Origin of the sequence: Stenotrophomonas sp. S39, from assembly GCF_016624665.1 — a bacterium.
Taxonomy (GTDB): domain Bacteria; phylum Pseudomonadota; class Gammaproteobacteria; order Xanthomonadales; family Xanthomonadaceae; genus Stenotrophomonas.
Map to the genome: position 1 here is coordinate 67,609 of NZ_JACVTT010000001.1, position 25,514 is coordinate 93,122.

The 25,514-nt window shown below is 62.4% G+C and carries 21 protein-coding genes and 1 pseudogene; 10 read left to right on the forward strand and 12 right to left on the reverse strand.

What is annotated here, in order from left to right:
* Positions 1–297 precede the first annotated feature (297 nt).
* From IAE41_RS00320 to IAE41_RS00330, 3 genes and pseudogenes are all read right to left on the reverse strand, one after another.
* A complete protein-coding gene (locus tag IAE41_RS00320; protein ID WP_200731549.1) occupies positions 298–1,032 on the reverse strand; it encodes a superoxide dismutase in 735 nt (244 codons plus the stop codon).
* A 335-nt stretch (positions 1,033–1,367) separates the two neighbouring features.
* A pseudogene (locus tag IAE41_RS00325) lies at positions 1,368–2,080 on the reverse strand (ATP-binding cassette domain-containing protein).
* Entirely contained in the window at positions 2,077–2,613 is a 537-nt protein-coding gene (locus IAE41_RS00330) for a DUF2796 domain-containing protein (protein WP_200731550.1), read from the reverse strand. The pseudogene IAE41_RS00325 and the gene IAE41_RS00330 overlap by 4 nt, the downstream one beginning before the upstream one ends.
* Before the next feature lie 27 nt (positions 2,614–2,640).
* Between IAE41_RS00330 and IAE41_RS00335 the strand changes: the two genes are divergently transcribed.
* The 7 genes from IAE41_RS00335 to IAE41_RS00370 all read left to right on the forward strand — a co-directional run bounded on the left by IAE41_RS00335 (position 2,641) and on the right by IAE41_RS00370 (position 14,534).
* Complete coding sequence (locus IAE41_RS00335; protein WP_200731551.1) at positions 2,641–3,114, forward strand: MerC domain-containing protein; 474 nt, start codon at positions 2,641–2,643, stop codon at positions 3,112–3,114.
* 119 nt (positions 3,115–3,233) lie between these two features.
* Complete coding sequence (locus IAE41_RS00340) at positions 3,234–3,674, forward strand: Plug domain-containing protein (protein WP_200731552.1); 441 nt, start codon at positions 3,234–3,236, stop codon at positions 3,672–3,674.
* Positions 3,675–3,682: 8 nt separating this feature from the next.
* The gene (locus IAE41_RS00345) at positions 3,683–5,452 is read left to right on the forward strand and encodes a TonB-dependent receptor (protein WP_200731553.1); all 1,770 of its coding nucleotides are present in this window, start codon (positions 3,683–3,685) and stop codon (positions 5,450–5,452) included.
* 2,420 nt (positions 5,453–7,872) lie between these two features.
* Positions 7,873–9,825, forward strand: coding sequence for a TonB-dependent receptor (locus IAE41_RS00355; protein WP_200731555.1), 1,953 nt, complete (start codon positions 7,873–7,875; stop codon positions 9,823–9,825).
* Complete coding sequence (cobN, locus tag IAE41_RS00360) at positions 9,826–13,722, forward strand: cobaltochelatase subunit CobN (RefSeq protein WP_200731556.1); 3,897 nt, start codon at positions 9,826–9,828, stop codon at positions 13,720–13,722.
* Between the two features lie 3 nt (positions 13,723–13,725).
* A complete protein-coding gene (locus tag IAE41_RS00365) occupies positions 13,726–14,202 on the forward strand; it encodes a MotA/TolQ/ExbB proton channel family protein (protein WP_200731557.1) in 477 nt (158 codons plus the stop codon).
* Complete coding sequence (locus tag IAE41_RS00370; RefSeq protein ID WP_200731558.1) at positions 14,202–14,534, forward strand: DUF2149 domain-containing protein; 333 nt, start codon at positions 14,202–14,204, stop codon at positions 14,532–14,534. The genes IAE41_RS00365 and IAE41_RS00370 overlap by 1 nt, the downstream gene beginning before the upstream one ends.
* Here IAE41_RS00370 and IAE41_RS00375 read toward each other — a convergent pair whose 3' ends face one another.
* The 6 genes from IAE41_RS00375 to IAE41_RS00400 all read right to left on the reverse strand — a co-directional run bounded on the left by IAE41_RS00375 (position 14,535) and on the right by IAE41_RS00400 (position 18,981).
* Positions 14,535–15,095 (reverse strand): DUF3299 domain-containing protein, encoded by a 561-nt coding sequence (locus IAE41_RS00375; RefSeq protein ID WP_200731559.1) that lies wholly within the window; start codon positions 15,093–15,095, stop codon positions 14,535–14,537. It lies immediately after the preceding gene.
* 63 nt (positions 15,096–15,158) lie between these two features.
* Positions 15,159–15,719 carry a carbonate dehydratase gene (locus IAE41_RS00380; protein ID WP_200731560.1) on the reverse strand — a complete coding sequence of 187 codons (561 nt, stop codon included), beginning with the start codon at positions 15,717–15,719 and terminating at the stop codon, positions 15,159–15,161.
* Positions 15,716–16,795 carry a GTP-binding protein gene (locus IAE41_RS00385; protein ID WP_200731561.1) on the reverse strand — a complete coding sequence of 360 codons (1,080 nt, stop codon included), beginning with the start codon at positions 16,793–16,795 and terminating at the stop codon, positions 15,716–15,718. The genes IAE41_RS00380 and IAE41_RS00385 overlap by 4 nt, the downstream gene beginning before the upstream one ends.
* Positions 16,792–17,112 carry a GTP cyclohydrolase, FolE2/MptA family gene (locus IAE41_RS22390; RefSeq protein WP_234458211.1) on the reverse strand — a complete coding sequence of 107 codons (321 nt, stop codon included), beginning with the start codon at positions 17,110–17,112 and terminating at the stop codon, positions 16,792–16,794. The genes IAE41_RS00385 and IAE41_RS22390 overlap by 4 nt, the downstream gene beginning before the upstream one ends.
* Positions 17,004–17,747, reverse strand: coding sequence for a GTP cyclohydrolase, FolE2/MptA family (locus IAE41_RS00395; RefSeq protein WP_200731562.1), 744 nt, complete (start codon positions 17,745–17,747; stop codon positions 17,004–17,006). The genes IAE41_RS22390 and IAE41_RS00395 overlap by 109 nt, the downstream gene beginning before the upstream one ends.
* A 307-nt stretch (positions 17,748–18,054) precedes the next feature.
* On the reverse strand, positions 18,055–18,981 hold the full coding sequence (locus IAE41_RS00400) for a hypothetical protein (protein ID WP_200731563.1): 927 nt from the start codon (positions 18,979–18,981) through the stop codon (positions 18,055–18,057).
* Between the two features lie 192 nt (positions 18,982–19,173).
* On the opposite strand from IAE41_RS00400, the gene IAE41_RS00405 reads away from it, so the two are divergent.
* From IAE41_RS00405 to IAE41_RS00415, 3 genes are all read left to right on the forward strand, one after another.
* Positions 19,174–19,326: a hypothetical protein gene (locus tag IAE41_RS00405; RefSeq protein ID WP_200731755.1), complete on the forward strand. Its 153-nt coding sequence runs from the start codon at positions 19,174–19,176 to the stop codon at positions 19,324–19,326.
* 150 nt (positions 19,327–19,476) lie between these two features.
* Entirely contained in the window at positions 19,477–20,112 is a 636-nt protein-coding gene (locus tag IAE41_RS00410) for a lasso peptide biosynthesis B2 protein (protein WP_234458187.1), read from the forward strand.
* 12 nt (positions 20,113–20,124) lie between these two features.
* The gene (locus IAE41_RS00415) at positions 20,125–21,966 is read left to right on the forward strand and encodes an asparagine synthase-related protein (RefSeq protein WP_200731565.1); all 1,842 of its coding nucleotides are present in this window, start codon (positions 20,125–20,127) and stop codon (positions 21,964–21,966) included.
* Here IAE41_RS00415 and IAE41_RS00420 read toward each other — a convergent pair.
* From IAE41_RS00420 to IAE41_RS00430, 3 genes are read right to left on the reverse strand one after another with little or no spacing between them, the layout of a single operon-like run.
* Positions 21,963–22,673, reverse strand: a complete 711-nt coding sequence (locus tag IAE41_RS00420) for an ABC transporter ATP-binding protein (protein WP_200731566.1) — start codon at positions 22,671–22,673, stop codon at positions 21,963–21,965. The genes IAE41_RS00415 and IAE41_RS00420 overlap by 4 nt on opposite strands.
* Before the next feature lie 12 nt (positions 22,674–22,685).
* The gene (locus IAE41_RS00425) at positions 22,686–24,044 is read right to left on the reverse strand and encodes an ABC transporter permease subunit (RefSeq protein ID WP_200731567.1); all 1,359 of its coding nucleotides are present in this window, start codon (positions 24,042–24,044) and stop codon (positions 22,686–22,688) included.
* Positions 24,041–25,504, reverse strand: coding sequence for a DUF3526 domain-containing protein (locus IAE41_RS00430; protein ID WP_200731568.1), 1,464 nt, complete (start codon positions 25,502–25,504; stop codon positions 24,041–24,043). Before IAE41_RS00430 ends, IAE41_RS00425 begins: the two co-directional genes overlap by 4 nt.
* Positions 25,505–25,514 lie beyond the last annotated feature (10 nt).

Sequence of the window (25,514 nt, forward strand, 5' to 3'; positions counted from 1 at the left end):
GTTTACCGCGTGCTTGAGTTCCTGCGGCGCAACGGCTGGGCGATAAAACTGAATTCGATAAACGCTTTCCTCTTGAGACCCGCTGGGCCTCCGTGGAGCTGCACTTTTCTGGTGTGTGAGAACTGCGGTTCCGTGGAGACAATCCACGTTCCAGTACTGCCCGCAGGCTTCCTGGACGATCTCCACGTTCATGGGTTCACCCCAGCAAGCCATGCGTTGGAGATATCCGGCACCTGTTCGGCGTGCCGGAATTTGCAGGCCCAAGAAGATGGAACGGACCAATAGGCGTCAGTTCCTTTAGCTGCTTGGCGTCGCTCTTCTCACATCCCGCGCCGACTTGAAGCGCTTGCTGACCTCCGCCCAGTTGACCACCGACCACCATGATTGGACATAGGCAGGGCGCTTGTTCTGGTAATTGAGGTAGTAGGCATGCTCCCACACATCAAGGGCTAGGAGTGGGAATCCCGGTGTCTTGGCGGACGGCATGAGCGGGTTGTCTTGATTTGGCGTGACCGTAACGATTAGCGATCCGTTACGGTCAAGGACCAACCATGCCCACCCTGATCCGAACACCGACAAGGCAGCGGCGGAGAACTCTTCCTTAAACTTCTGTAACGAACCGAAGTCACGCTCGATCGCCGTCAGCAGAGCCTGGCTGGGCTCTGCACCTTCCCCGGGAGGTGCGAGCAGAGACCAAAACAAGCTGTGGTTGTAATGCCCCCCGGCGTTATTTCTCACAGCCGTTCCAGCGCTATCGGAGGAGGCAAGAAGCTGCTCCAGGGTGAGGCCACGTAGCGTGGCGGAATCCTTGATAGCCTTGTTGAGGTTGTCGACGTAGGCCTGATGATGCTTGTCGTGGTGAATCTGCATCGTCTCCGAGTCCACGACTGGTTCCAGCGAAGCAGCTGCGAAGGGCAGCGCCGGTACCAGGAAGGGCGCAGTCTTATCCAGCAGATCATCGCCTGGCCGAGCATGTCCGACTGGTGCGACGAGAATCGTGGCCGCGATGAAGAATAGATTGAACGCTCTCATAAGCCTACCTCTCGGTGTGGTGGATTGTGACTGAAACGGCGGGTGGATCAGCCCGCTGTCCGTCAACTCTGAAATTCGGGCAGAGTCATCGGCAACTGGCCGGTGATTTCCCTACGACCTCGGAAACAATCAGTGTCAGCGCATCTCCAATCGCAGCAGACAGTTCCCTCTCATGCGCCAGACCAAGTCTGTCCATCTCGGCCTCGCAAAGACTGACTATTCGCTTCCTGGCACCTGCCCTGGACGAATCGCACTGCCACTGTGGTTCGCCCAGCGGAAGCGCCGCATAGGCAACCGATCTGCAAGGCTGCGCAGGCTGGCCAAGGCGAGCTGGATCATGGGGCCTCCTCCAGCGGGCGTGACGCGCGATTGATCAAGTCCAGCACGCTGACCTCGTCAAACAGGGGCTCAAGCGAAGGGTCATGGCTCACCACGATCGCGGTGGTACCGGCCTGGCGGCAGGCCTTGCTCAGGAGTCTGAGGAATGACCGGGCGGATTCGGGGTCCAACGCGGAGGTAGGCTCATCTGCCAGCAGCAACTGCGGCTTGCCGATCAGGGCACGGGCAGCGGCGACGCGCTGCTGTTGTTTTCCCACACTCAAGCGGCCCGCTAAGCGAGCCAACAACGCATCGGCATTTAGCCCCAGCGCTTCCAGCAGCAGCGATATCCGCTTATCCCGCTCGGCCCGGCTATGCGCCCGGAGTTCGCGCGAGACAAAGTTGAGCCCCAGCGCGATGTTGTCCCGCACGCTGAGGAAGAGCAACAGGTTGAACTTCTGGAAGATGACTCCGCAGTGGTTAGCCCTGAACCGGTTATGCGCGGTACCCGCCAGGCTGGACAAGTTATGCCCGGCCACCTCGATCCGGCCCGAGGTCGCGTGCAGCACACCAGACATCAGCCCAAGCAGGGTGCTCTTGCCACTTCCGCTGGTGCCCTGTAATAGCAATTGTTGCCCCTGCTTCACTTCAAACGAGGGATATCCAGGATCGCTTCGTGCCCCGGGTAGCCAAACCGGACCGACTCCAGGCGAGCCGCGGCGGTTGTCACCGTGCCAACTCCACCCGCTGCTGCGCGCCGCGTAGTTCGACGCGGTCCTGACCATGCGCAGTGGCGGTCTCTACGACCGTTTCATGCAGCCCGGGGAAGTGGCGGCCCAGCGATAGCTGGAGGTGGTCCAGCGTGGACGTGCTCTTGCACTGGAACTGCAGCGCTGCTTCAAAGCCAGCGTGGTGATGGCCGACGTGCCCCACGTCGTGAGACGAAATGGCGGTGGAGAAACCCTCCGTTGTCACCTTGTGGGCCTTGAGCGAACACCCGGCACTGGCCGGAAATGCGATCCAGTTACCGCTCTCCAGCACCCGGACGGCCTTCTTCAGCGCAGCGGTCTCCGCTTCCGTTGCGGGCGGGCGTTCGAAGGCGAGGATGCCCATGCCCGGTGCGTTGAGCCGAACGTCAATGACTCGGTCGTCCACGCCAATCTGAATCTGGGCCTGGCCGTGGACGTGAGGTCCTTGATGCCTCACGTCGTGGGCCGATGCCAGTGCAGGAAGGGCGGCAAGTACAGCGAAAAGCTTCTTCATGATTTAGCGATGTTATAATATAACGGAATGCAGCTTACCTCTCGCACAAGTAGAAGTCACACCGCCCCATCGAAAGGACGCACTCTGCACAGAAGGTTTGACCTTGCAGCCGCATGGCTGTCGCTTACCTGCGCGCTGCATTGCATGTTGCTCCCCCTGATCTTGGCGTTGCTTCCGGGCGCGATGCTGGCGCTAAGGTCTTTCCAGCACCCGTGGCACGGGCCGCTCACCTGGCTGCTGCGCCTTTCCCGATGGGAGTGGGCCATCGCCGCCGTCGCGGCGGCGTTGTGCGTCACCAGCGTTGGCATCGCGTGGCAACGGCACAGAAGGTCACTGCCCATGGCACTCGCGGTGGCCGGCAGCGGCTGTCTGTTGCTGGCGTCCCTGCACCCGCAGATCAGGGACATCGTGGTTCTGCACGGACTGCTTTCCGCCATTGGGGGAACGCTGATGGCGTCCGCTCACCTGGTGAACAGGGGCATCACCTCCCACGCCGCTTGAGCGGCAAGGTCCCGCCGCGCAGCGGGGCCCCTCACGTACCCACGTCACCGCGTTCCAGCGCCCGCCCCGGGGAAAAGAAGTCGCCGGGATCTTTCGCCATGCCCTGCACGAGAATCATGATGAAGGCCCGTGTTCTATCCGCTTCCATTTCCGCACTGCTGATCACCGCCGCCCCAGCGCTCGCCCAGGAGGCAGCGCGTACCCCGACCGACCTGGACCAGCTCACCGTCACCGGTGACAGGGGCGTGGATCCTAGCCTCACCATATTGCCGGTCCAGGTGCTGACCGGGGATGAGCTCGTGCACCGCCGCAAGGGTGGGCTCGGCGAAACCCTGGAAGGATTGCCCGGCGTGCATCTCGACAACTTTGGCGGCGGTGCCTCACGGCCCGTCATTCGTGGGCAGACACTGCCGCGTATCGAGGTGCTCTCCGATGGCGCGAACCTCTTCGACGCCGCCTCGGTGTCGCCGGACCACGCCATCACCACCGACCCGATGCTGCTGGAGGCCATTGAAATCATTTGTGGCCCCGCAGCGGTGTGTATGGCGGCAGTGCCATGAGCGGCGCGGTGAACCTGATCGACGGGCGCGTTCCCAAGCGCCTGCCGACGAGTGGCGTCACGGGTGCGGCGGAAGTGCGCCTGGGCTCCGGCGACCAGGAAAGGACCGGCGTTGGTCAGGTCACCGCTGGCGTCGGCCAGTTCGCTGTTCATGCCGAAGTGGCCCGTCATCACAGCGATGACTACGACATCCCCGGCGGTCAGCTGAAAGACTCCTTCGCCGAAGGAACCACCTCGTCCTTCGGTGCCTCCTGGATCACCGACAAGGGATACATCGGCGCTGGGTACACGCTGCAGGAGAGCGACTACGGCCTGCCGGGCCATTCGCACAAGAACGGGGTCTGCCACACGCACGGCATTGACCTGCATTGCGCGGCGCATGGTGCCTACGAGGATCCGTTCGGTTCTTCCGATGACCACACCGCGAAGATCCGCCTGCGCAGCGAGCGCGCAGATGTTCGTGCCGACTACGATGACCCGTTGCCGGGCTTCCAGCACCTCCGTCTGCGCCTTTCGCATACGGACTACCGGCACGATGAGATCGACGGCCCGTCGCTGTTCAATCGCTACACGAACGAGGTGGACGACGGCCCCATCGAGCTGACCCACAACCCGGTGTTGGGCTTCACGGGCACGCTGGGCGTGCAGTACACCGATGGTGAGTTCAGTGGGCTCAACGTCAACAACATGCACGTCCCGTTCCCCGAGAATGGCTACGGGCTGGACAGCGCCCAGCGTCACGACACAAAGAACATCGGTGTGTTTTTGAATGAAAAGCGGTCATTCGGCCCGGTGGATCTGCTGTTCGCCGCACGAAAGGACTGGCGGGAGATCAGCATTCCCCGGCCGACCTTCCGGCATGCGCTGAATGCCGAGTACCAGGCGTTGTTTGCCGAATGGTACGGTCCCAACTGGGAGCAGTACCTGGAAGACGAAAGCGTCGAGGGCTTCGTCAAGAAGAATCCCGGTTCCAAGGTCAATCCGTTCTCCGCCTCGGTGGGTCTCAACTGGAATCTCGCCGAAGGCTATTCTGCTGTCCTGAGCCTAGGTCGAACCCAGCGCGCTCCGAGCGTCCGCGAACTGTATGCCTACGGCAACAACTTGGCCGCCAATAGTTATGAAGTAGGGTTGGTGCGTTCGCGAAGTGCTTCCCCGACGTTCCCGGAAGGCCGTACTGATGCCCTGGAGACGGCACGTTCCGTGGACCTGAAGCTGCGGAAGGTAGGCGGGCCGGTCGATTTTGAAATCGGCCTGTTCCATCAGGACATCAAGGATTACGTGTTCGCCCGGTTGATTGAGACTGACAGTGAAACCGGCGTGCCGCACAAGTACCTTCTTTACACGGCAGCTGATGCCACATTCACCGGCGTTGACGGCCAGATCAGCCTGCAGCTCAATACAGCGCACAGAACGACGCTGTTCGGTGACTACGTGCGCGCCAAGGTGAAAGGCGAGGACGATAATCTGCCACGCATTCCCCCCGGTCGCCTGGGCGTGCGCCACCACTGGTCGAATGGGCCGTACTCCGCGGATGCCGAGTACTACCACACGTTCTCGCAGGATCGCATCGCACAGTACGAGACCCGGACCGGCGGGTACGACATGCTCAATGCCACCCTGGCGTACCGCTTGGAACTCACGGAGCGCCAGTCAGCGGAGTTCTACCTGCGGGCGACGAATCTGCTCAACAAGACCGCGTATGTGCATACGTCGTTCGTCAAGGACCAGTCGCCGCTGAGGGGCAGGAGCATGGTGATCGGGGTTCGCTACGCGTTCTGACTCGGACGTAGCGGACGGTGGCCGCCTGGCCGCCGCCCGGAATGTCAACGAACTCGCGCAGAGTCGACCGGAACAATAAGCCATAACCCTTGGCTGATAGGGTCGGTCAACAGACGACTGCCGATAGACCCCGTCACCTCTCGAACGCAAAACCCAACATCGAAGTAGTCAGCGAGCACCCCACCGCTCGGCTGCCCCCCCCCCAGAGCACGACCAATGAAAATCTTCGGACAAAAGCGCTATGACGCGAACGAAAGCGCCAGTTACGCAGCGTAACAGGATCAGAAATGGCAAGGGGTTCAACGGAGTGATCGCTTATGTCTGTGCCTTCGCCACCGGCAACATATGAAGTTTCCCATCGGCGCCACGCTCCAGCAGGACCATATAGCCCAGCAGTTAAATTGGGCTGCCGAAGAAGAAATCCATGGTTCGGGGTTGATGAAGTATCAACTCATTCACGAGTTGGGTAGGTGACGTTAAGCCTGCAGAGCGAATGCTAAGTAGGTGGAATAGAGACCGACAAGCCAAGGCCATTTAATGGACGACAACATTCAGAATTGCGGCTCGGTTTTCCAGGCCAGGCCTATTGGCGAGCGGATGGATAGATTCGGGTCCTCCGAAGGAAAAATTCTTGAGCACATTCTTGACTCATTACACCAACCGCGCGGCCTGACTTATCACTTGACGGTCAGGGGGCGTGGACGGCTCCCTTCTGTGTACCCTGTATCGGACTTGGCTACCGCTTCCATAAGCGCAGCATCCTTGGCACTGATGTCGCTTATTGAAAGGCGCCACGGTAGTAAACTAGAGGTGAGCGTGGACCGCGCGCTTGCGTCAAGATGGTTCAAACAATCCATCTATCCTGTGGACTGGACTCTAACTCCCAGCTGGGACGAACTGGCGGGGGACTATCAATCCTCAAATGGTGGGATCCGCCTCCACACCAACGCACCCGCGCACAGAGCTGCAGCCTTGCGGGCACTGGGCCTTTCGACCGCCCACAAGAAGTTGGATCGCGATTTGGTTGCTGAAGCGGTCAGTACCTGGGAGTCTGCAAGCTTGGAGTCGGAGATTGTGTCACAGGGGGGATGCGCAGCTGAGATGCGTTCCACCCGGGCGTGGCTCGATCATCCGCAAGGCCGTGCTGTTGCCCGAGAGCCGTTAGTCGCTCATGAGCGTGCAGGGGCTAGTACAAGAAGCTCGAGGTGGGCTATCGATTTGTTACACCCACTGCGCGGTGTCCGCGTGCTGGATCTAACGCGAATCCTTGCAGGACCGGTGGCCACGCGTTTCCTGGCCGGTTGCGGCGCAGATGTGCTTCGTATCGATCCGGTGGACTGGAACGAGCCAGCGCTCGCACCTGAAGTCACGTTAGGCAAGCGCCGAGCTAGAATGGATTTGCGAAGCCGGAAGGGCCTGAAAGCTTTTGAACGGCTTTTGGCAGAATCCGACGTCTTGGTTCATGGCTACAGATGCGATGCATTGGAGAGTCTGGGGCTTGGCCCGCAGCGGCGGCGAGAACTCAATCCAGGCCTAGTGGATGTCAGTCTCGATGCCTACGGCTGGTCGGGACCGTGGGCGACTAGACGTGGCTTTGACAGCTTGGTTCAGATGAGCTGCGGAATCGCGGATACAGGCATGCGGGTCAATGCAGCTGGCCGGCCAGTCCCGCTTCCGGTGCAGGCCTTGGACCATGCTACTGGCTACTTGCTCGCCGCTGCGGTTCTGAAGGGGCTGGCAAATGTTCTGGATGATGGCCATGGTGGAAGTTTCAGGACATCTTTGGCTAGGACGGCGCTTCTTCTTACGAACAACTGCTCCAGTGGTGAGTGCTCTGGGGAACCATTAGCTGAGTTGATGGAGCAAGACTTCGCTGCTAGCTTGGAACCAACCGTTTGGGGCTCTGCTCGTAGGCTGAAGGTTCCCTACGCGGTTGATGGTGTGCAACTTGAATGGGCTCTGCCAGCAGGAAACCTTGGCGACAGCGTCGCCACTTGGTAGTTCTGAGAAAGCTTAGAAGACTGCAAGTTCAGAGCATCATGGGTCGAAGTGCTGCCGAGTGCGTTGCATGGAGCCGCTAATGTACGGCATTGAACGGGCAGGTCAGCTTGCAGCTCAACCAGTGCTGCCGGGTACTGCATGCTCAACGCCACTCTGGCGTATCGCCTAGACTGACGGAGCGGTAGCCAGCTGAATTCTATCGGCGGGCGACAAATCTCCTCAACAATAACGCGTATTTGCATACATCGTTCGTCAAGGACCGGTCGCCGCTGCGGGGCAGGAGCGCGGCGATCGGAGTTCGCTACAACTTCTGATCCAAGGCGCAGCGCGGCCGCCGGCAGGCGGCCGTCATTCTGAGTCTGTGACAAAAGCGTTAAGAGTGATATGTTATAGCATTACGCCATCTTTGACTCTTCCAAATGTCTCGTTTGCTTCATCTTCGTGCGCCTCAGTGCACGCTGGCTATTGCTGTTTCGCTTGCCTGTAGCTCCGCGGCCATCGCCGCCCCGGGAGCCCTTGAACTCGATCCCATCGTCGTCACAGCGACCGCAACCGATCGCTTGGCCAGCGATGCTCCGGCATCGATCAGCGTCATCGCGCGCGAGCAGATCCAGGCGCGTGCCGTGCTGGACCTCAGTGACGCGCTGCGTGGCACCACCGGTGTGACCCTGGCCGGCGTCGGCTTCGGCCGTCGTGGCATCCGCATCCGCGGCATGGACCCCGAGTACACGCTGGTGTTGCTCGATGGCCAGCGGGTGAATGCCGCCAGCGATGCGATTGCGCATGCCGACTTCGACCTAGGCTGGATGCCTGCTGCCGCGATCGAACGGATCGAAGTGGTACGCGGCCCCATGTCGTCCTTGTATGGCTCTGAAGCCCTCGGCGGCGTCGTGAACATGATCAGTCGACGGGCCACCGACGACTGGCAAGGGAACGTGGTTTACAACGGTGGCGTGGTGGGCGGCGACCGTGGCGGCAATACCACGCAGGCCGGCCTCTATGCGGGCGGGGCGCTCATACCCGGCACGCTTGGTCTCAGCGTGTTTGCAGAACACCGCCAGAAGGACGCCACCAAGGATCCTGCCGATGAGCGGCTTGACGAGCAGGAGCAGCGCCGGGTAAACACCGGTCGCGCCGTGCTGACGTGGACGCCAACTGACAGCCAGCGCGTCGACCTGTCACACCTGGAGGGCAAGGAGTTCCGTAAGCGCAATGCACTGCAAGCGGGCAACGCGCCTTATGTCTATGAGACCATCGACGACATTGAGCGCCAGCAGACCACGCTGTCCCACGAAGGCACATGGAGCTGGGGCCAGACCCGATTCAGCGCCTACCAGAGCAAGCTGGACCGGGAGAACCGCCGTGATGTCGGCGAAGCAACTCGACCGCAGAGCCTTCGGGATGACATCGTTGACGGTCGTGCGACTCTGAATCTCGGATCGTCTCACCGGGTAAGCGTAGGTGGCGAATGGCGTCGCGAACGTCTTGATGATGCCTCAGCCGCAGCCTCGGGCAAGGTGCAGGCCATCCAGACTGCGCTCTTCCTGCAGGATGAGATCCAGATCACTGAAGGACTCTCGGTGGTTGTGGGCGATCGCGCAGATCACCATTCCGAGTTCGGCTGGCACCACAGTCCGCGCGGTTATGCCGTATGGCATGTCAGTGACGCGTTCACGTTGAAGGGAGGTGTTGGCACCGGCTTCAAGGCACCGAGCTTGAAGCAGCTCTCGCCGGAGTACTCCGCCGTGGGTGGGGGAGGCCGCTTCACCATCGTCGGCAATCCGCTGCTAAAGCCCGAGCAGAACACCAGCTATGAGCTCTCGGGGGCGTGGCAGCACGATGGCTGGTCCATCCAGACCACGGTCTTCCAGAATGAACTGAAGGACCTGATCCAGACGGTTTGCGTGCGTGCCTGCGGTCTTCGTGGGCGCGAACTGCGCAATTACACCAATGTGGCAGAGGCAAGGATCCGTGGCGTGGAGCTTTCCGGAACGATTCCGCTCGCTGAAGGCCTTCGGATCGACGCCAACTACAGTTGGTTGGATACCGAGGACAAGGAGACCGGACAGGCCCTGAATGAGCGCCCCAAGCGGAGTGGAGCAGCCAATCTGGTGTGGGAGTCCGGTCCGCTGCAGGCGACGCTTCGCGGCGAGTACATCGGCCCACAAAAGCAGGCGTCCGGCACTACCCAGGTGACGTTGCCCGACTATGCGCTCGTCTCGCTGGATACCCGCTGGGCCATCACTCCCAAGCTCAGCATGGTGGTCGGCATCGACAACATTGCGGACAAGCGGCTTGACGAGACCGGTGCACTGTACGCGTATCCAGAAACCGGTCGTTACGTGCACGCTGGCTTTGATCTGGCCTTCTAAGTGCGCGCACTAGCCTGGCTGCTGCTGCTCGGCCTGACTGCCTCCCTGCCTGCATGGGCAGGGGGACTGCGGGTGGAGGTGGTGACAAATGATTTCGTCATGCCTGCGAAGATTGTGGCGGTTGATGCCCTGATGGCACCTGAGGGCGTGCGCGTCGAGCACCGGCTGGTGGGCGGTGGGCGTGCGTTGCCCGACGGATGGCCGGCAGGCGTCGACCTGGTGATCGTCGACAGCCCCAGACCCTCAGATGCCGAGCAGGTCATGGCGGCGATCAAACCCGCCCTGCTGCGCGGGCAGACGCCCTGGGTGAAGGTCGGTGCCGGACCGTCCGCATCGGCGGGCCTGGACACCGGCCACGCACGCCGCGTGGCCAGCTATTACGCCAATGGAGGCGCGTACAACTTCAGGGCGCTGGCCGAATGGCTCCGCCGATGGTCTGCACAGGATCCCGCGTTCGATACTGCTCCCACGCCACGCGTGCTCCCCGCAGTCGGGTACTACGCGGGGCCTGGCCAGCCAGCGTATGGCAGTCGACTTGAGCTGGAAAATGCCTGGGAGCAGGCCGGGCAAGCCGCCTGGCCCCGCGTAGCGGTGCTCATCGCCGCCAACAGCGTCAGTTCAATGCAGACCCAGGTGGTCGACGCGCTCATCACGGAAGGGCGACGGAAGAAGGTTTCCCTTTTTGGAGTCTGGTACGACCAGGCGCTGGATGATGGACTTCGTAACGCGGTTGCCTCGATCAACGTTTCCGCGGTCGTCAATCTCACCCATCTGCAGAACGGAGCGGCGCTTCCGCAGGAGTTCGCTGGCCTGGATGTTCCGGTAATACAGGGGTTGAACTACCGCCAAGGCAACAGCGAGCAGTGGCGCAAAGCGACCAGCGGCGTCCCGATGTCCCAGATGGCGACATTCGTCGCACTGCCGGAGACTTGGGGCACGTCGGACCCGACGGTGGTCTCAGCAACTGACAATGGCAGCCTGCAGCCTATTCCAGAACAGGTGCAAGCCCTGGTCGACAAGCTTGTCCGGATCGGAAAGCTGCGCACCGTGCCTGCCGCCAGCAAACATCTGGCCCTCCTGTTCTGGAACTCGCCAGATGGAGAAAAGAACCTGTCGGCTTCGCATCTGAATGTGGCGCGCAGTGTCGCCTCACTGCTGCCCAAGCTTCAGGCCGCCGGCTACACAGTGGAACCCGCCGGTGAGAAGGCGATCGTCGAAGGCGCGCAGGCACTGCTTGGCGGGTACTACCGTCCAGAGACGCTGGAGAATCTTCTTGCACGCGACCTGGCGGTGGCGCTTCCCTTGGAGCGTTATCAGCGCTGGCTGGCTACGCTTCCACCAATACGTCTAGCCGAGTTGAACAGCCGGTGGGGAGATCCTGCGCGCAGCCCGTTTGTCCGCACCGTCAAGGGAAAGAAGAGCTTCGTGTTGCCGCGGCTGCGCCTGGGTAACCTGCTGGTGATGCCGCAACCGCCCAGGGCAGGGCAGGTGGGCAAGGCCACCCATGACCTGGGCGCGGTACCCAGCCATTACTACCTGGCGGCCTATCTCTATCTTCGGGATGAGTGGCAGACAGATGCCATCGTTCATTTCGGCACCCATGGCACCCAGGAGTGGACACCCGGCAAAGACCGCGGACTATGGACCGGCGACTATCCATGGCTGACGGTGGGCGACGTTCCCGTCTTTTACCCCTACATCCAGGACAACATCGGCGAGGCCATGCAGGCCAAGCGCCGCGGTCGCGCCGTGGTCGTGAGTCACCAGACGCCTGCATTTGGGCCGTCGGGGCTTTACGACGAGCTTCGGGACCTGCATCAGCTGGTGCACGAATACCAGCAGCTGGATGATGGGCAGGTTCGCGACACGACTGCCGCGCAGCTCCAGGAGGCAGCGCTCAGCTCGGGTATCGCCGACGACATGGGGTGGAGTGCTGTGGACATGCAGTCCCGCTTTCCGGCCTTCCTGCAGGCGTTGCATGATCACCTGCACGAACTGGCCCGCCGCCAGCTGCCGCTGGGCCTACATACGTTCGGTGAGTCCGCCCCTGAAGAACTGCGGTTCATGACAGTGATGCAGCAGCTTGGCCCGGCCTACCTGCAGGCACTCGGGCTGGATGCAGAAGAAGCCAACACCGGCGACGCGGAGCAGATCCGCAATGGACGTCCTTACCAGATACTGCAGACGTACCTTCGCGGGGACGGGGCGTCCATCGGGCACCTGTCAGAAGCAGTGCGAACGCAGCTGGAGCGTGCCCGGCAGTTGGATGTCGCCCTGGCGGACACGCAGGAGGTCGAGTCCCTGTTGAGGGGCCTTGCTGGTGGCTTCGTTCCGCCGGGCGCGGGGGGCGATCCCATTCGTTCGCCCGAGGTGCGCAGTGGTCGGAACCTGTACGCGTTCGAGGCTGACCGGCTGCCAACGCGGGCCGCATTTGAAAGCGGGCGCGTGGCACTGGATCAGCTCATTGAAGCCTACCGCCAGGAGCACGGCACCGCTTTCCCGGAGAAGCTGGCCATCAGCTTGTGGTCCAGCGAAGCCATTCGACACCTAGGGGTGCTGGAGGCGCAGGTCCTTCATGCGATGGGGTTGCGGCCGAAATGGAACGAGGCCGGCAAGGTCATCGCACTGGACATCGTGCCGGACGTGGAGATGAAGCATCCCCGCATCGATGTCGTGGTGCAGGCCACCAGTGTGTACCGGGACCAGTTTGACCCCTTCCTGCGCATGCTCGCGGATGCGGTGGAGCGCCTGAGCTGCATGCCGGCCGCTGCGTCCAATCCCATCGCGCGCAACTCCGCTGCGGTCGAGCGTGCCCTGCGTCAGCGTGGGATGTCTGAAGAGCAAGCAAAGGCACTCTCGAAACTGAGGGTGTTCAGTAATGCGCCTGGTGAGTTCGGGAGTGGTTTGGGCCGCGCAGTGCTTGATCGCGCCGAGGGAGCCTCAAAGGACGACGCCACGCTGGCCAACGGATTTCTGGAAAACCTGCAGTATGGGTACGACGCCAAGGGCCGTGCCGTTACGCTACCAGGCGGCAACCTCTTCGCGGAGCAGCTTCGTGGCGTTCAGGCAGCAGTGTTGTCGCGCTCATCCAACGTCAATGGGCTGCTGAGCACGGATCACCCCTTCGAGTACCTGGGCGGGCTGGCCTTGGCCGTGAGACACCTGGACGGGGAGACGCCCTCGCTGTTCATTTCCGACCTGCGCGAAGCGACCCCAAAGACCACGACGGCAACCCGCTTCCTGGCAGACGAGCTCCGTGCTGGTCTGCTCAATCCGGCGTGGACGGCGGCCATGAAGGCCGAAGGCTACGCGGGAACGCTGGAAGTGCTGAAGACAACTGACAATCTGCTGGGCTGGCAGGTCACGGCACCGGGTACCGTACGCGAGGCGCAATGGCAGGCTGTGCACGACACCTATGTCCGCGATGCAAGGGGACAAGGCATATCGAGCTGGTTCGAGCAGGACAATCCAACTGCCCAGGCTCAGCTCATTGGTCGGCTTCAGGAAGCCATTGCCAGAGGTTACTGGGCCCCGGACGATCTGACGCGTAGGGAGCTTCAGGGCCGCCTCGACCAGCTGTTGGCACTGATCCGGCCAGATAGCAATGCCACGGCCCAGCAACACTCCCAGCTCGGCAGGGCAGGCTACGGAACCTTGCAGGGACCAGGAACCCCCATGCCCGCGGCCGCAAATCCCGCATCTGCTACACCCTCAGCAAGCTCTCCTGCGCCGGTACCGAGTGTTCGGGGACAGGTCATGCGCCAGACCGCTCCTGCACCGCCTGCCGAGTCCAGCAACAGCACCTGGCTGGCATTGCTCACGATCCTGATGCTCATCGCAACCGGTGCGTGGCTGCAGTCCCGATCCCATGTATCCCCCTCCATGCAAGAACGATGAACCATGAATGCCATTGAAAGAACGCTCTACGAGCTCTCCCATATCTTCCTCGCGCCCGTTCTTCTGCTCATCCTGGCAGCACTGGCCTACGCCTTCATCGCGCTGGGAGGATTCCTGTGGGAGGCCTTCAAGCGCTGGCGCGGCCAGTACAGCTCGGCGCTGATGCGCTGGCACGCCGGTGCCGGCGGAACCACGGATGACGCAGAACTTTGGATACTCAAGCGACTGGAGCTGCTGCGCATTGTTTCGCGCACGGCACCCATGCTGGGCCTGGTGGCCACCATGATCCCGATGGGGCCGGCACTGCTGGCCTTGACCAGGAGCGACGCGCAGAGCGTCGGTGAGAACATGGTCGTCGCATTCTCGTCGGTGATTCTGGCGCTGGTTGCCGCCAGTCTGACGTTCTTCGTCATGACCATTCGCAGGCGCTGGCTGCTTGAGGAGCTGCGTCACTTTGAACGACAGCAGGAGATGGGCTGATGCGCTTTCTCGAAGACGACGAAGCCGACGACCCCATTCTGTCTGTCGTCAACCTGGTCGACCTGTTCCTGGTGGTGACCGGCATCCTGATGATCGTCATCGTGAAGAATCCGGTGAACCCGTTCTCTTCAGCCGATGTCACCGTGATCGAGAACCCAGGTCAGGCCGATATGCGGATCACGATCAAGAAGGGCGAAGAGCTGACCAAATACGAGTCGACAGGCGAGATTGGAGAGGGGGGAGGTATCAAGGCCGGCGTGACCTACCGGCTGCCGGACGGCCGAATGGTGTACGTACCAGAGGGCGGCGCGCCGGAGTCCGCAGCCCCGTGATCAGCGTCCGTCGGAATGAGGCCGCGGACCTTCGTACGGCACCACGGTGCCGGAGTACCTCTTGATGGAGGTGGCCGTCAGCTGGTAGGACGACATCGCCATCGAAGATGCCGACAATTTCACCGCCATCGTGCCTTCTATCCACACCGGCACCTCCAGTGCACCGATCTCTCGCGGCCGCTGCAGCAGCACATGGACGACTTGATTGGAGGGTGGGGCAGGGACGTGAAGACAGGCACCGTAGAACGGGACGAGGAGCAACTCTTTAACGTTGCCGCTGTCGTCGAAGTCCAGCGGCACCACATACCCGGGGAGTCTCACCCGTTGACCATCCAGCGTGGCATCCGTGCCCGACTTCAGTGTCTTCCGAAGCGCAGCGGCCTGCGCCTCGTACTCTCGTACGCGTCTGTGTCGAATCGCCTCGTACAAGCCGGCCGTCAGTGTGGCTGATACCTTGGCGTTATGTTCAGCCTCACCGGCAGGCTGGAGGTCACTCCACGCCAGCGTTCGTACACGTTCACTTGCACCTGATGATGATGAGACGAGGAGCAGGGCGAGCATTAGCGTCTGCACCGTACCGTGTGGTAGCGGTCAACGCGTATCGACGTGTTCAAGGGATCACCCTCAGAACTCGTTCCGTTTCCGGCGATATCCGGAGACGAGCTCATTGTTTGTATCGGCGACGCTCTCTGAAAACTCAGACGCCGATGCGGTCAGCTTCGGAATGGACGAAAGGTCGGTTCCGGGGCCAATTCGTTCCGTGGAAGGCACATAGAAGTTGGCCGGAAGGTGGACCCCCTCCACGACCGCGTTGTGCCGGACTACGCTGCCAGCCCCCACCACGCAGTTGAAGAGCACACTGTTGAAGCCGATGAAGACCCGCTCTTCCACCTTGCAGGGTCCATGGACGATCGCCCGGTGGGCAATGGAGGTGCGTTCGCCGATCACCACCGAAGCACCGTCCTTGGAATGGACAACCACTCCGTCTTGGATGTTGGAGTGCGCCCCGATGCTGATCGGCTCGATATGGCCGTTGGCATCCATCTCGTCGGCGCGAATCACCGCGTAAGGCCCGACAAAGACATGTTCCCCGATCTCCACCCGGCCGCAGACAATGGCTGTGGGATCGACAAAGCTGCTTTCGTGAACCACCGGCAGGTCGCCACGCGGGTTGCTTCTGATCATTGTGGACGCTCCGAACTCGACAGTGCAGGCTTGAATGCATTCGGGAAGAAGGCGTCCAGCCCTGCCTGAATGATGGGTTGTGCAATCTTCTCCGTGATCAGCACCATGCGACTGGCCCTGTGTCCTTCGGGCCATTCTTCCAGCCAGGCCTCCGGACTGATCACCCCCTGCACACCGTGGAGCACCAGCGGAGCGGTTTCGGCCTCAACATTCAGAATGGCCTTGTAGCGGAGAATCTGTGATCCCAGCAGGGCGGCCACGGTGGAGAGCCAGGCCTGAAGCGCACTTCTGGACACCGGGGCGTTGGATTCAAATCCCATGACCTGGTAGCGACCGCCATGGGCGGGTTGGGGTGCGCCGGGAACACCGATACCCCCCAGCATTCCCAGGAAGGGCGATACCGGCTGGGGCACCTCCAGCGCCAACGCGGGCAACTGCAGCAGCGGTCTGCGCAGCTTCAGCTCCGGGTCGAAGATCGCCGTAGATGCGATCCGCCCGTGTTCGATCTCCTGGATCCGGGCGAAGGGATTTCGAATGCCCAGATCCGCATGCAGGGCAGAGGTGACGTTGCTCTCGGCGGCGTCACATTTGGTGACCAGGATCAGGTCTGCCACGGCCACTTGTGCAGCGGCCTCATGGAACTTTTCAAGGTTCTCACGGCCCGACGCCGCATCCACCAGGGCGACGACGGCTTCCAGATGGAAAACATCGTGCAGGGCCGGGTCCACCGCCAGCGCCTTGGCAATGGAGGACGGATCAGAGACACCGGATGTTTCAATAACCACCCGCTCGAACGGACGGCGATCCGCCAGACGCCGCTGCTCCAGCGCATCGAGCAGGGCGCGCGTCAGGTCGCCATGCAGCGTGCAGCAGACGCAGCCATCGCTGAGTTCGACCACGAGCTCATCCTTGGCTTCGATCATCAGCAGGTGGTCCAGGCCGACCTGGCCGAACTCGTTGATGACAACAAGCGTGTCCGTCAGCCCTCCGGTGGCGCCGAGGTGATTCATCAGCGTTGTCTTGCCTGCACCCAGGAAGCCCGTCACTAATGTCACCGGAATGGTGGCCGTCCTCATGACGCGGCTCCCCAGGCAACGAAGGCGACAGCGTCGTGCGGATGCAGGCTTTCCAGATGCCTGACCTCGATGGAACCGGCCGTATGCTTTAGGCTAAAGGCCGACAGAAGCAGGCGGGCGGCATCCTCCACGAACATCAGGTTCTGGCCGTTGCGCAGGGCAAACTCCTGCTCATCGGCGCGTTTCACTGGACCCTGTGCAGGCGTACTCAAAGCACACTCCGCATCCTCAATGAGCGACGCAAGGTTCCAGCGCTCCATTGGGCTGACCGAGACCTTGATCCTGGCAACGTTCCTCTGGCTGTGCGGGGTGGCCAGTGTGCCGTTCGCCCCGATCCACGCGGCTGCGTCTGCCACGGAGATTTCGCCCCGGCCGTCATGGTGCTTCCGGAATGCCTCCTCCATGAGTGCCTTGCCAGCGACGCCGAGCAGGGGCAGGTGGAGGAATAGGTGACGTCCACGGTCAGCCAGATGACAGGCTGGGCGTCCTGGAGGGTGGCCTCGACCTCGATGGCGTGGCTCGCCCAACCCTTCAGCCCCTCGGTGATCAAGGCAAACGCAGGTCTCACGAGCTCGGTTCGCAGCACCAGCCTGGCCGCATCCGTACCGCACTCCCGGTGACTGGCCACCGCATCCATCAGCAGGTGACACAGATCCGCCGGCTCAACAGGTGTTTTCGTGGCCGCGAACAGCAGCGTGTACAGGCGGGACATGTGGATGCCCTTGACGCCCGCTTCCGGCAGATTGACCAGTACGTCGAAGCTGCCTGGGGCAGCCATACGCATCAGCGGATCGCCCAGGCGCACCGGCATGCGGATATCCCGCATGCCCACCCAGTTCAGCGCGTGCGCGGCCGGTGCCCGCCCTTGGGCGGAGACATCGGGCAGCACCTTGGGCACCGTCCCCACTGTCATCGCACCCACTCCGGGAACGGATCGGGCAAGCGCTGCCATGCGGAAGGGCCTGCCGCGAGCTCGGCCTCGGTAAGCAGGCAGGCATCCAGCTATGGAATGTGCCGGTTCAGACCACGCGACTCCGAAGGAGATATCCTGATGACCGGCCGAAGAACCCTCGAATCTCACTGCCGCTATCAGCGCGGCACTGCAGCTGGGCAGCAGTAGGGAGTGGACGCTCGCACAGGCACCGCGTCCACTCTGTATGTCAAAACCATGGGTGAGCTATTTCCGGATCAAGATATTTTCGATAAAAGCGAACTCTCTGGTTGGTCGTTACATAATTGAGCAGCAGCAAGGACTCCCGCTACAGGGACGGCACAGTAATTCTTTGAAGATCAAGCTTTGCTCTAAGAGCATAGTGCTTTCGGGTCACATCAACGGTGGTGGTCAAGCGCGGATCTAGGTAGTCCTTGAACAGTGGCGGCCGGGTTCTGCCCAGATACAGCTGACGGTCTTGCTTGACTACCGCAGGCAACAAGACGTCGGACAGATCGCTGTCGGACGCATCGGTAACTAGACAGGGCGCATGGAGGAAGCCAAGCCTGCGCAGCAGGTACAGCCGATGCGAGCCATTGGTCAAGATGATCCGGCGGCCAACACGAGTGGCGCTAATAAGGTTGTCGCTGAAACCCAAGTAGATAACAAGTGCATGGCTGGCCGCGCCGAAGGGCTCATAGTCGGCGATGGCGCGAGGGTCGACCGTCGCTACGTCCAAAAACCTGAGGTCGTTGGACGCAGATGCAAAGGTGTAGCTGCCATCGGACTGAGTAAAACGCACATCCGGATGTGCGTGGCGTCCACTTCTCGTTGCTAGCTCCATGATTTCGCGTGCATCGGGTTCAGCAGCCGTCGCCGCAGCAAGCTGATCGATGTGGCGCAGGTTGATGCATTCCTGGAAGACCACCAGCCTATCGATTTCCACCATCTTCCAGCTGCGGGGAACCACGCTCGTCATGCGGTGCATCGAGGGCTGACGGAGCGCCTGTTCAGCCAGTGGCGACATCTCATCCGGTAGGGCGAGGGCGTTCACGGTATCGGCATCATCTGCTTCGCCCTGATTAAGGCGATGCACCAAGGCTCGAGCGTTTCGCCACTCCTCCACCAGCATGGCCTCATCAAGGCTGTTTGGTGGGCAACGCTCTCTAACGAAGCGGACGAACTTGGGCAACGGAAACAGGCCCTTCAGCAGAAGGGTGGGATCAAGGCCATCGTCATTGATCTCAATGGGCATCCATCTCACTCTCTTAGGAGTCGCTTCAGAGACGCCCGATCACGATCGACCGTCACGCCAAAATAAGATGTTATATCGTAACATTTGGGTGCCTTGCCGGCAATCGTCCTGAAACATGCAGGGCGACGCTGGCTCGGCTGCCATGCATCCACTGCATCGCGCGGGTGCATCCACTGACTAGAGGAGATGTTCATGAACGAACTGATTGAACTGGGCGTAGTGGCTGGAGAGCAGAATCATGAAGGCCAGGATGAACTGATCGAGCTGGGCTCGGTGGTTTCCGAAACCAAGGCGCACAACCACGGCACGTTGTGGGATGGCGTCTTCCCGACCACCTCGCCCTGATCCATTGCTCCATGCATGACCTGCGGTGCATGCCCCCTGCATGCACCGCTCTGATGCCTGCAGCAGCACGAGATGACGCGCGCAATGGACCAGCCTGAAGCCCGATACTTCCTTTCGAAGCACGCACATGTCTGTTTGACCGGTGACGCAATGGTCATTCTTGACCAGGCCTCCGGCAGCTATCTCTCGATTGATCGGCGCGGGGCGGCTGGGCTTGGCGGTCTGGTGCATGACTGGCCCCTGACCTCCGACGGAGCGCCAAGGCCGAGGATGCTTCAGTCGCTGCTTGATAGGCGCCTGATCACCCAAGATCCGCTGCGTGGCAAATCCGCAGCATGCGCCGCGTCCGCGTTGCCACGGCACTGGGTGCGCGAGGGCGAGGCGCGCGGATGTCCACCGATCACAGCCCGCGATCTGCGCCGCTTCCTGGCCTCAGTCACGCGTGCGGCCTGCAGCAGGACGTTCCTGCCTTTCAGGTACACGGTTTCCGCAGCGGGCAGGCGCGGCCAAGCATCCACGCCGGACAAGGTGGACTTGCAGCAGCTTGCTCTGCTGGTTCGCGTGTTCGATTGGCTGCGACCAATCGCATTCAGGAAGACCGATGAGTGCTTCATATACTGCCTGGCCATGCGCGAGTTCCTGTCGCGTTACGGCATCGTTCCTGCGTGGGTGTTCGCGGTGCGGACCCAGCCGTTCGCAGCGCACTGCTGGTTGCAGCATGGCGACCAGGTCCTGACCGACATCCCTTTCAACCTGCGCCGGATGACGCCCATCCTGGTGCTGTAACCGGCCTGAGGCATGTACCGATACATCGCTCTGTTCTGGAACGAACATTCCGAATCCGCCCACGCGCAGGCTCTGCACGTCATGGAACGGATCACGGCAAACCGCCCGGGAATCGACTGCGTGATGAGGGGCAGCGGGGCCGCGGTCTATGCCCAGAGTGACAACCCTGGCTACTTGGAATACAGCCGGTCCGGCTCGCTGGTGATACTTGGCAAGCTGTTCAACAAAACCTTCGGTGCCGATACCATTCCTTCACAGGCATTTCCCGATGCCGCCTCGGCAGAAACTGTCTGCAGTACGCAGGGCAGGAGCTTGGTGGAGCAATACTGGGGCCGCTACGTTGCGCTGGGCTACCAGCCGGATACCGCCAGCTGGTTCGTGCTGCGCGACCCGACGGCGGAGATTCCGTGTTACATGACCACGGTCGATCAGTTCACGGTGGTCTTTTCGAGCATGGAAGACTGCCTTATGCTGGGTTTGCGTGAGTTTAGCGTCGACTGGTCGTTCCTGTCCTACTCGCTGTTGTTCCCGTTCCGGGACGGCCTGCAGACAGGCTTCGAGCAGGTCACCGCGCTCGAGGCGGGCGAAGCGGTGACGATCCGTGCTGGCCGGCCGGTTGGCCGGCGCTTCCAATGGGACGTGGTGCGACAGGCCAGTGAAGCGCCCATCGAAGATCTGGAGGAAGCCGTGCAGCTGGCGCGTGCAACGCTGCTGGGCTGTATCGGTGCGCTGGCGAGCCAGCATCGATGCATCCAGCTTCAGTTGTCCGGCGGGCTGGACTCCTCCATTGTCCTCGCCGGCCTGCTGCATGCGCCGTCCGCACCGGAGGTGAAGTGCGTCCATCACTACGATGCTGGCATTGGTGCCGATGAGCGCATGTTCGCGCGCATGGCCGTTGCCGGTGCCCGTGAATCCTCCGGAAGAAGCTGCGAGTTCGTCGAGTACCAGCGGCAGCCGCATTGCGCGCTGGAAGAGATCATGGACTTCCCGCGAACCGCCCGTCCCGCGCATTGCTCGGGCTACCTGCTGCATCGGCGCGACGTTGATTTCGACGCAGATACGGTGCAGTTCACCGGTGTCGGCGGTGATGCGGTCTTCCTGCGCTTCAAGGGCAATGCCGCTGCCATCGACTATGCGTGGCGGCGAGGGATCGACCGCGACTTTTTCCGTGTCGCTTTCGAAACTGCGCAGTCGGGCGATTCGCTTTACGGGGTATTCAAGGATGCCTTCGCTCATGGCGTGTTCAAGAAGCCTGCCAGCATCAACGGCCGCTGGGGCAACCCGTGCGAATGGGTGAAGGTGAATGCTTCCGAACAGGATGGCACGCCGCCGGCTTGGCTGCAGCACGCACGCGCACAAGGGCACAGGCTCTCTCCGCACAAGCTGGCGCACATCGGCCGGATGATCTTCCCGACCAGCGTGCTGGATCCGTTTGAGGGTGCCGGACGCTGGCACGGCGTATCACCCATCAGCGCACAGCCCGTGGTGGAACTGTTCGCCCGCCTGCCGCTGCACCTGCTGATGGCCGGCGCGGAAGACCGGACGATTGCGCGTCGTGCAATGCAGGGCCTGCTTCCGCAGTCGCTGCTCTCGCGCAAGGTAAAGTCCTACCTAGACGATCACTCGGTGGCCGTCACCCAGCGGCATCAGCAGTTCATCAGGGGCCTACTGGTGGATGGCCTGCTGGCACGGCGGGGCTACATCGACAGCGAATCGGCCGACGCGGGCATCCGCAGGGTCAGCCCCGACCACTCATCCCAGGTGCTGGGCATCTTCGGTCCGCAAGTCAACATCGAAGCCTGGCTCAGGCGGTGGATGGGCGCACCAAGCATGCCCGCGGCCGGCGTCGCCTAGATGCTCCCGCTCATTTCCTCAAGGTAGAGGCTCTCCAGGTCATTGGCGGTGATCGTGCTGGCATCCAGTGTCCTGCGCAGCCTGCCGGCCTGCATCAGTCCGATGGTCGTTGCCACTTCGCGGGCACGGAACAGATCGTGGGTGGCCATCAGGATCGCCGCGCCGCGGTCGCGCTGGCGCACGATCAGCTCGTGGAATTCGGCCGAAGCGGTCGGGTCCAAGCCGGACGTTGGCTCATCAAGGAGCAGCGCCTTGGCTTCCTTGATGATGGCCAGCGCGATGCCCACCTTCTGGCGCATCCCCTTGGAGTAAAGCCCGACGCGTCGCCCGAACGCCTCGGGCGCCAGCCCGGCGGACCTGAGCGCTTCCTTCAGCCGTGCGGGCGAGCGTTGCTCCACCGCAGCCAGGCGCGCGAAGTAATCCAGGTTTTCATAGCCGGTCAGTTCGTCATACAGCGCTACGTTCTCCGGGATGTACAACAGGCGCCGGCGCGCCTCCTGCGGCCGCTGCCAGGCACTGAGCCCGTCAACCTCGGCGGATCCGGAGGTGGGTTCGAGGAAGCCCAGGAACAGCTTGATCGTGGTCGATTTGCCGGCACCGTTGGCTCCCAGCAGGCAGAAGATCTCGCCGGGGCGCACGATGAAGCTCACATCATCCAGCGCCCGATGCGTGCCGTGTTCCTTGACCAGATGCGTTGCAGTCAGCATGTGTGATGTACCTCAGGGAGTGGCCAGCCGACGCCGCATCGACCAAGCCGAGATCAGCAGAAGCAGGGTGGCGACGGCCAACGCGGCCAGGTCTATCAGTACACCGCGTTGCAGGGCGCTTGCCGTGTCCTGGAATTCGAAACGGGGCAGGGCGTCGTACTCGTCCAGCGTCTGTGGCACGTCACGGTCCAGATAGTCCTTGTGCAGCTGCCGACGTGCCTGCCAATACGCGAGGACCTGCCGCTGGAACGCCAGCGCCCGGTCGGCGTCGGATCCGGCGAGGCGGTCCAGTGCATCTTGCACCGCGACCGACGGCAGCAGCAGGCGCGCCCGGTCGAGTGCCTGGCGCCGCACGTCCTCAGCCTTCGTATGCGCGGCGATTAAGGGCGCGATGGCCTGATCGGCCTGGACAAGATCGACGTAGGCCACGCGAACGGCGTCTGCAATGCGCGGCGTGGGCGAACGCGTGGCGGGTGGTTCTGCCGCGTGGCGCAGCTGTTGCTGGCGGGCAGTGTCGGCCAGCTGTGCCTTCAATGCGGTCGCCAGCTGCATCTGCGAGGGCGGTGGAACCCTCATGTTCAATGCCGCCAGGGCCAGCGATGGGGCCATGACAACGATCAGCAACCACAGTGCGCCAGCGGCGATCGCGGCCTCAGTGGTGCGCCGGGCGAAGCAGCCGATAAGCACCGCCAGCGCCAGCCAGAAGCTACCGTAGGCGAGCACGATCAGGGCGAGCACAGCTAGGCCGGAAGGACTCGTTGCCCCCGAGCCAGCGGCAACGGCAAGGATGATGACCAGTGCAGGCAGCAGTACGACGGCGCTGCGGGCCGATGCCTTCACCACGATCAGCCGTCCTGCCGGGATGGGCTGTGACAACACCAACGCTGTGATGCCGCGCTCGCGTTCGCGCGACCAGAGGTCGAAGGTGGTCGCCAAGATGACCAAGGGCAGCAGAAACACAATGACGAAAGCCAGGTCGAATCGGCCAGCGGCCTGCACGGCAGGATTGCCGATGTCGGACCACACATGCCTGAGCAGCTGGGTACGGTCACCCAGCGCAACCACGTCGGCGGTGTAGGGGTAGGCTTCCGCCTGCCCGATCGACAGCGCCGCCATCGGGCCGGGACGAAGCACCGGTTGGATGCGGGGCAGTACCGACGGTGCCTTGCCAACGAATCCCCTGCTTCGGTGCATCGCACCCTGTTCTTCCGCGTTGATCAGGCTGATGGCTGCCTCGCGCTGCCCGACCCACGCGCTGCCATTCCATGCGGCGTAGGCCGTCAGCACCACCAGCAGGCCAAGCAACACCGGCAATGCCCGGTCACGCAGCAGGCGACGGATCTCATGCCCTGCGATCGACAGGCTGCTCATACGGCACTCCCGAGATGCCGCGTCGAAGTAAAAACCAGCCCCAGGGCCAGCAGCACCCAGGCCAGCAGGATGGCGAAGTTTACCGACTGTGACGCAGCGATGTGGCCCAGCGGCGGCTGTTGCGGGCTGTATGCCACGGAGCGGGTAAGGGTCGCGATATCGGCCAGATGCTTGCTGCCGTTCGCGGCCTTGTGCTGTTTCACTTCCAGGTTGAGTGCCTGGATCAACCGGTAGCGATAGTCTTCAACCCCGCGCAGGAAGGCCAGGTGTGCAGGGAAGTCGGTGCGCGCCAGTGCCCGTGACGCGGCCTGCAGCGCAAGGGTGGGGGACAACGTTGCGAAGGCGCGTTGCGTGACGGCCTGCCGCTGGTAGGTGGTATAGATGCGTTCGAAGTGGCGGTTGTAGGTCTCGGTGGAATTGGCTTCGGCGAACTCCAGCGCGACACCACGGAAGTTGACCGGAAGATCGTCTACGGTTTTCACCTGGTAGCGTGCCAGCATCTCTGCTTTCAGTGCATCCAGCCGCTTGTCCGCCGGGTCGTGACCATCGGCGCCGTGCTCCGCGTCCTCGGTGACCGCCGCCCGGAACGCGGGTGCGGTAGGCGTGGGGTCCAGCGATTCGGCCAATGCGGGGGCCACCCGTGGCGCGAGCAGGGTGGCTACCACCCAGAAGCCGAGCAGCATCACCAGTGAGGTGCGTGCTGCGCCGAAGCGCGCCGAGACACCGATGGTGATGGCGCAGAACACTAGGAGATAGAGCGCATAAGCCGCGACCATCGTAACGAGCGCCATGATGTCGGCCGTGCCGAGGGTGCGGCCGGTCATACCCGGAAGACTGACCGCCAGCAGGGCGAAAACCAGCAGCAGCGATGCCGTTGCCAGCGCGATCAGGCGGCCACCGATCAGCACGTGGGCCGATGCACCACTGCCGAGTTCCTGGCGGAGAGTCTCGCGGGCGACATCGCCGGAAAGGCTGGCGAATCCGGCAAGGATGATCAGCAGGGGCGCCACGACCTGCAGTGCCCATGCTGCAGAGAAGCCATCGAACCGGCTGAGCGCGGCGCCGGCGTCGACGGGTCGGTGCCTGGCCGGGTTCTGCGCGTGGCCTTCAATGAACACCGACGTGCCGACGAAATCCGTGATGCCCGGATCGAGTGCCGCCAGCGGCCGCACCGGCGCGGGAATGGCGCGGCCGACATGCGCGGCGGCATGCGGATCGATCGTGCCCAAGCTGTCCCACAGCTCCGCCTCCTGCTCCGCTACGATCTGGCGCTCGAGGGTCTGCTGGGCCAACCGTGCTGCGCCCGTGCCAATCGACGCTCCCGCAAGCAGCAGCAGGGTCAGCGCTAGCCACAACAGGCGCCGCTCGCGCCACATCAGCTTCAGCTGGGTCGCGGCAACGGCCAGCGTCTGGCGCAGGGCCGATGCGGGCCTGGAGAGGGCGGGAAAGCCATTGCTCATGGCGGGCGCC

Bases quoted from the DNA above. Each gene is read 5' to 3' on its own strand.
- IAE41_RS00320 (WP_200731549.1), bottom strand. From the start codon at position 1,032: ATGAGAGCGTTCAATCTATTCTTCATCGCGGCCACGATTCTCGTCGCA.
- IAE41_RS00330 (WP_200731550.1), bottom strand. From the start codon at position 2,613: ATGAAGAAGCTTTTCGCTGTACTTGCCGCCCTTCCTGCACTGGCATCG.
- IAE41_RS00335 (WP_200731551.1), top strand. From the start codon at position 2,641: ATGCAGCTTACCTCTCGCACAAGTAGAAGTCACACCGCCCCATCGAAA.
- IAE41_RS00340 (WP_200731552.1), top strand. From the start codon at position 3,234: ATGAAGGCCCGTGTTCTATCCGCTTCCATTTCCGCACTGCTGATCACC.
- IAE41_RS00355 (WP_200731555.1), top strand. From the start codon at position 7,873: ATGTCTCGTTTGCTTCATCTTCGTGCGCCTCAGTGCACGCTGGCTATT.
- IAE41_RS00365 (WP_200731557.1), top strand. From the start codon at position 13,726: ATGAATGCCATTGAAAGAACGCTCTACGAGCTCTCCCATATCTTCCTC.
- IAE41_RS00370 (WP_200731558.1), top strand. From the start codon at position 14,202: ATGCGCTTTCTCGAAGACGACGAAGCCGACGACCCCATTCTGTCTGTC.
- IAE41_RS00375 (WP_200731559.1), bottom strand. From the start codon at position 15,095: ATGCTCGCCCTGCTCCTCGTCTCATCATCATCAGGTGCAAGTGAACGT.
- IAE41_RS00380 (WP_200731560.1), bottom strand. From the start codon at position 15,719: ATGATCAGAAGCAACCCGCGTGGCGACCTGCCGGTGGTTCACGAAAGC.
- IAE41_RS00385 (WP_200731561.1), bottom strand. From the start codon at position 16,795: ATGAGGACGGCCACCATTCCGGTGACATTAGTGACGGGCTTCCTGGGT.
- IAE41_RS00395 (WP_200731562.1), bottom strand. From the start codon at position 17,747: ATGGCAGCGCTTGCCCGATCCGTTCCCGGAGTGGGTGCGATGACAGTG.
- IAE41_RS00400 (WP_200731563.1), bottom strand. From the start codon at position 18,981: ATGCCCATTGAGATCAATGACGATGGCCTTGATCCCACCCTTCTGCTG.
- IAE41_RS00405 (WP_200731755.1), top strand. From the start codon at position 19,174: ATGAACGAACTGATTGAACTGGGCGTAGTGGCTGGAGAGCAGAATCAT.
- IAE41_RS00410 (WP_234458187.1), top strand. From the start codon at position 19,477: ATGGTCATTCTTGACCAGGCCTCCGGCAGCTATCTCTCGATTGATCGG.
- IAE41_RS00415 (WP_200731565.1), top strand. From the start codon at position 20,125: ATGTACCGATACATCGCTCTGTTCTGGAACGAACATTCCGAATCCGCC.
- IAE41_RS00420 (WP_200731566.1), bottom strand. From the start codon at position 22,673: ATGCTGACTGCAACGCATCTGGTCAAGGAACACGGCACGCATCGGGCG.
- IAE41_RS00425 (WP_200731567.1), bottom strand. From the start codon at position 24,044: ATGAGCAGCCTGTCGATCGCAGGGCATGAGATCCGTCGCCTGCTGCGT.
- IAE41_RS00430 (WP_200731568.1), bottom strand. From the start codon at position 25,504: ATGAGCAATGGCTTTCCCGCCCTCTCCAGGCCCGCATCGGCCCTGCGC.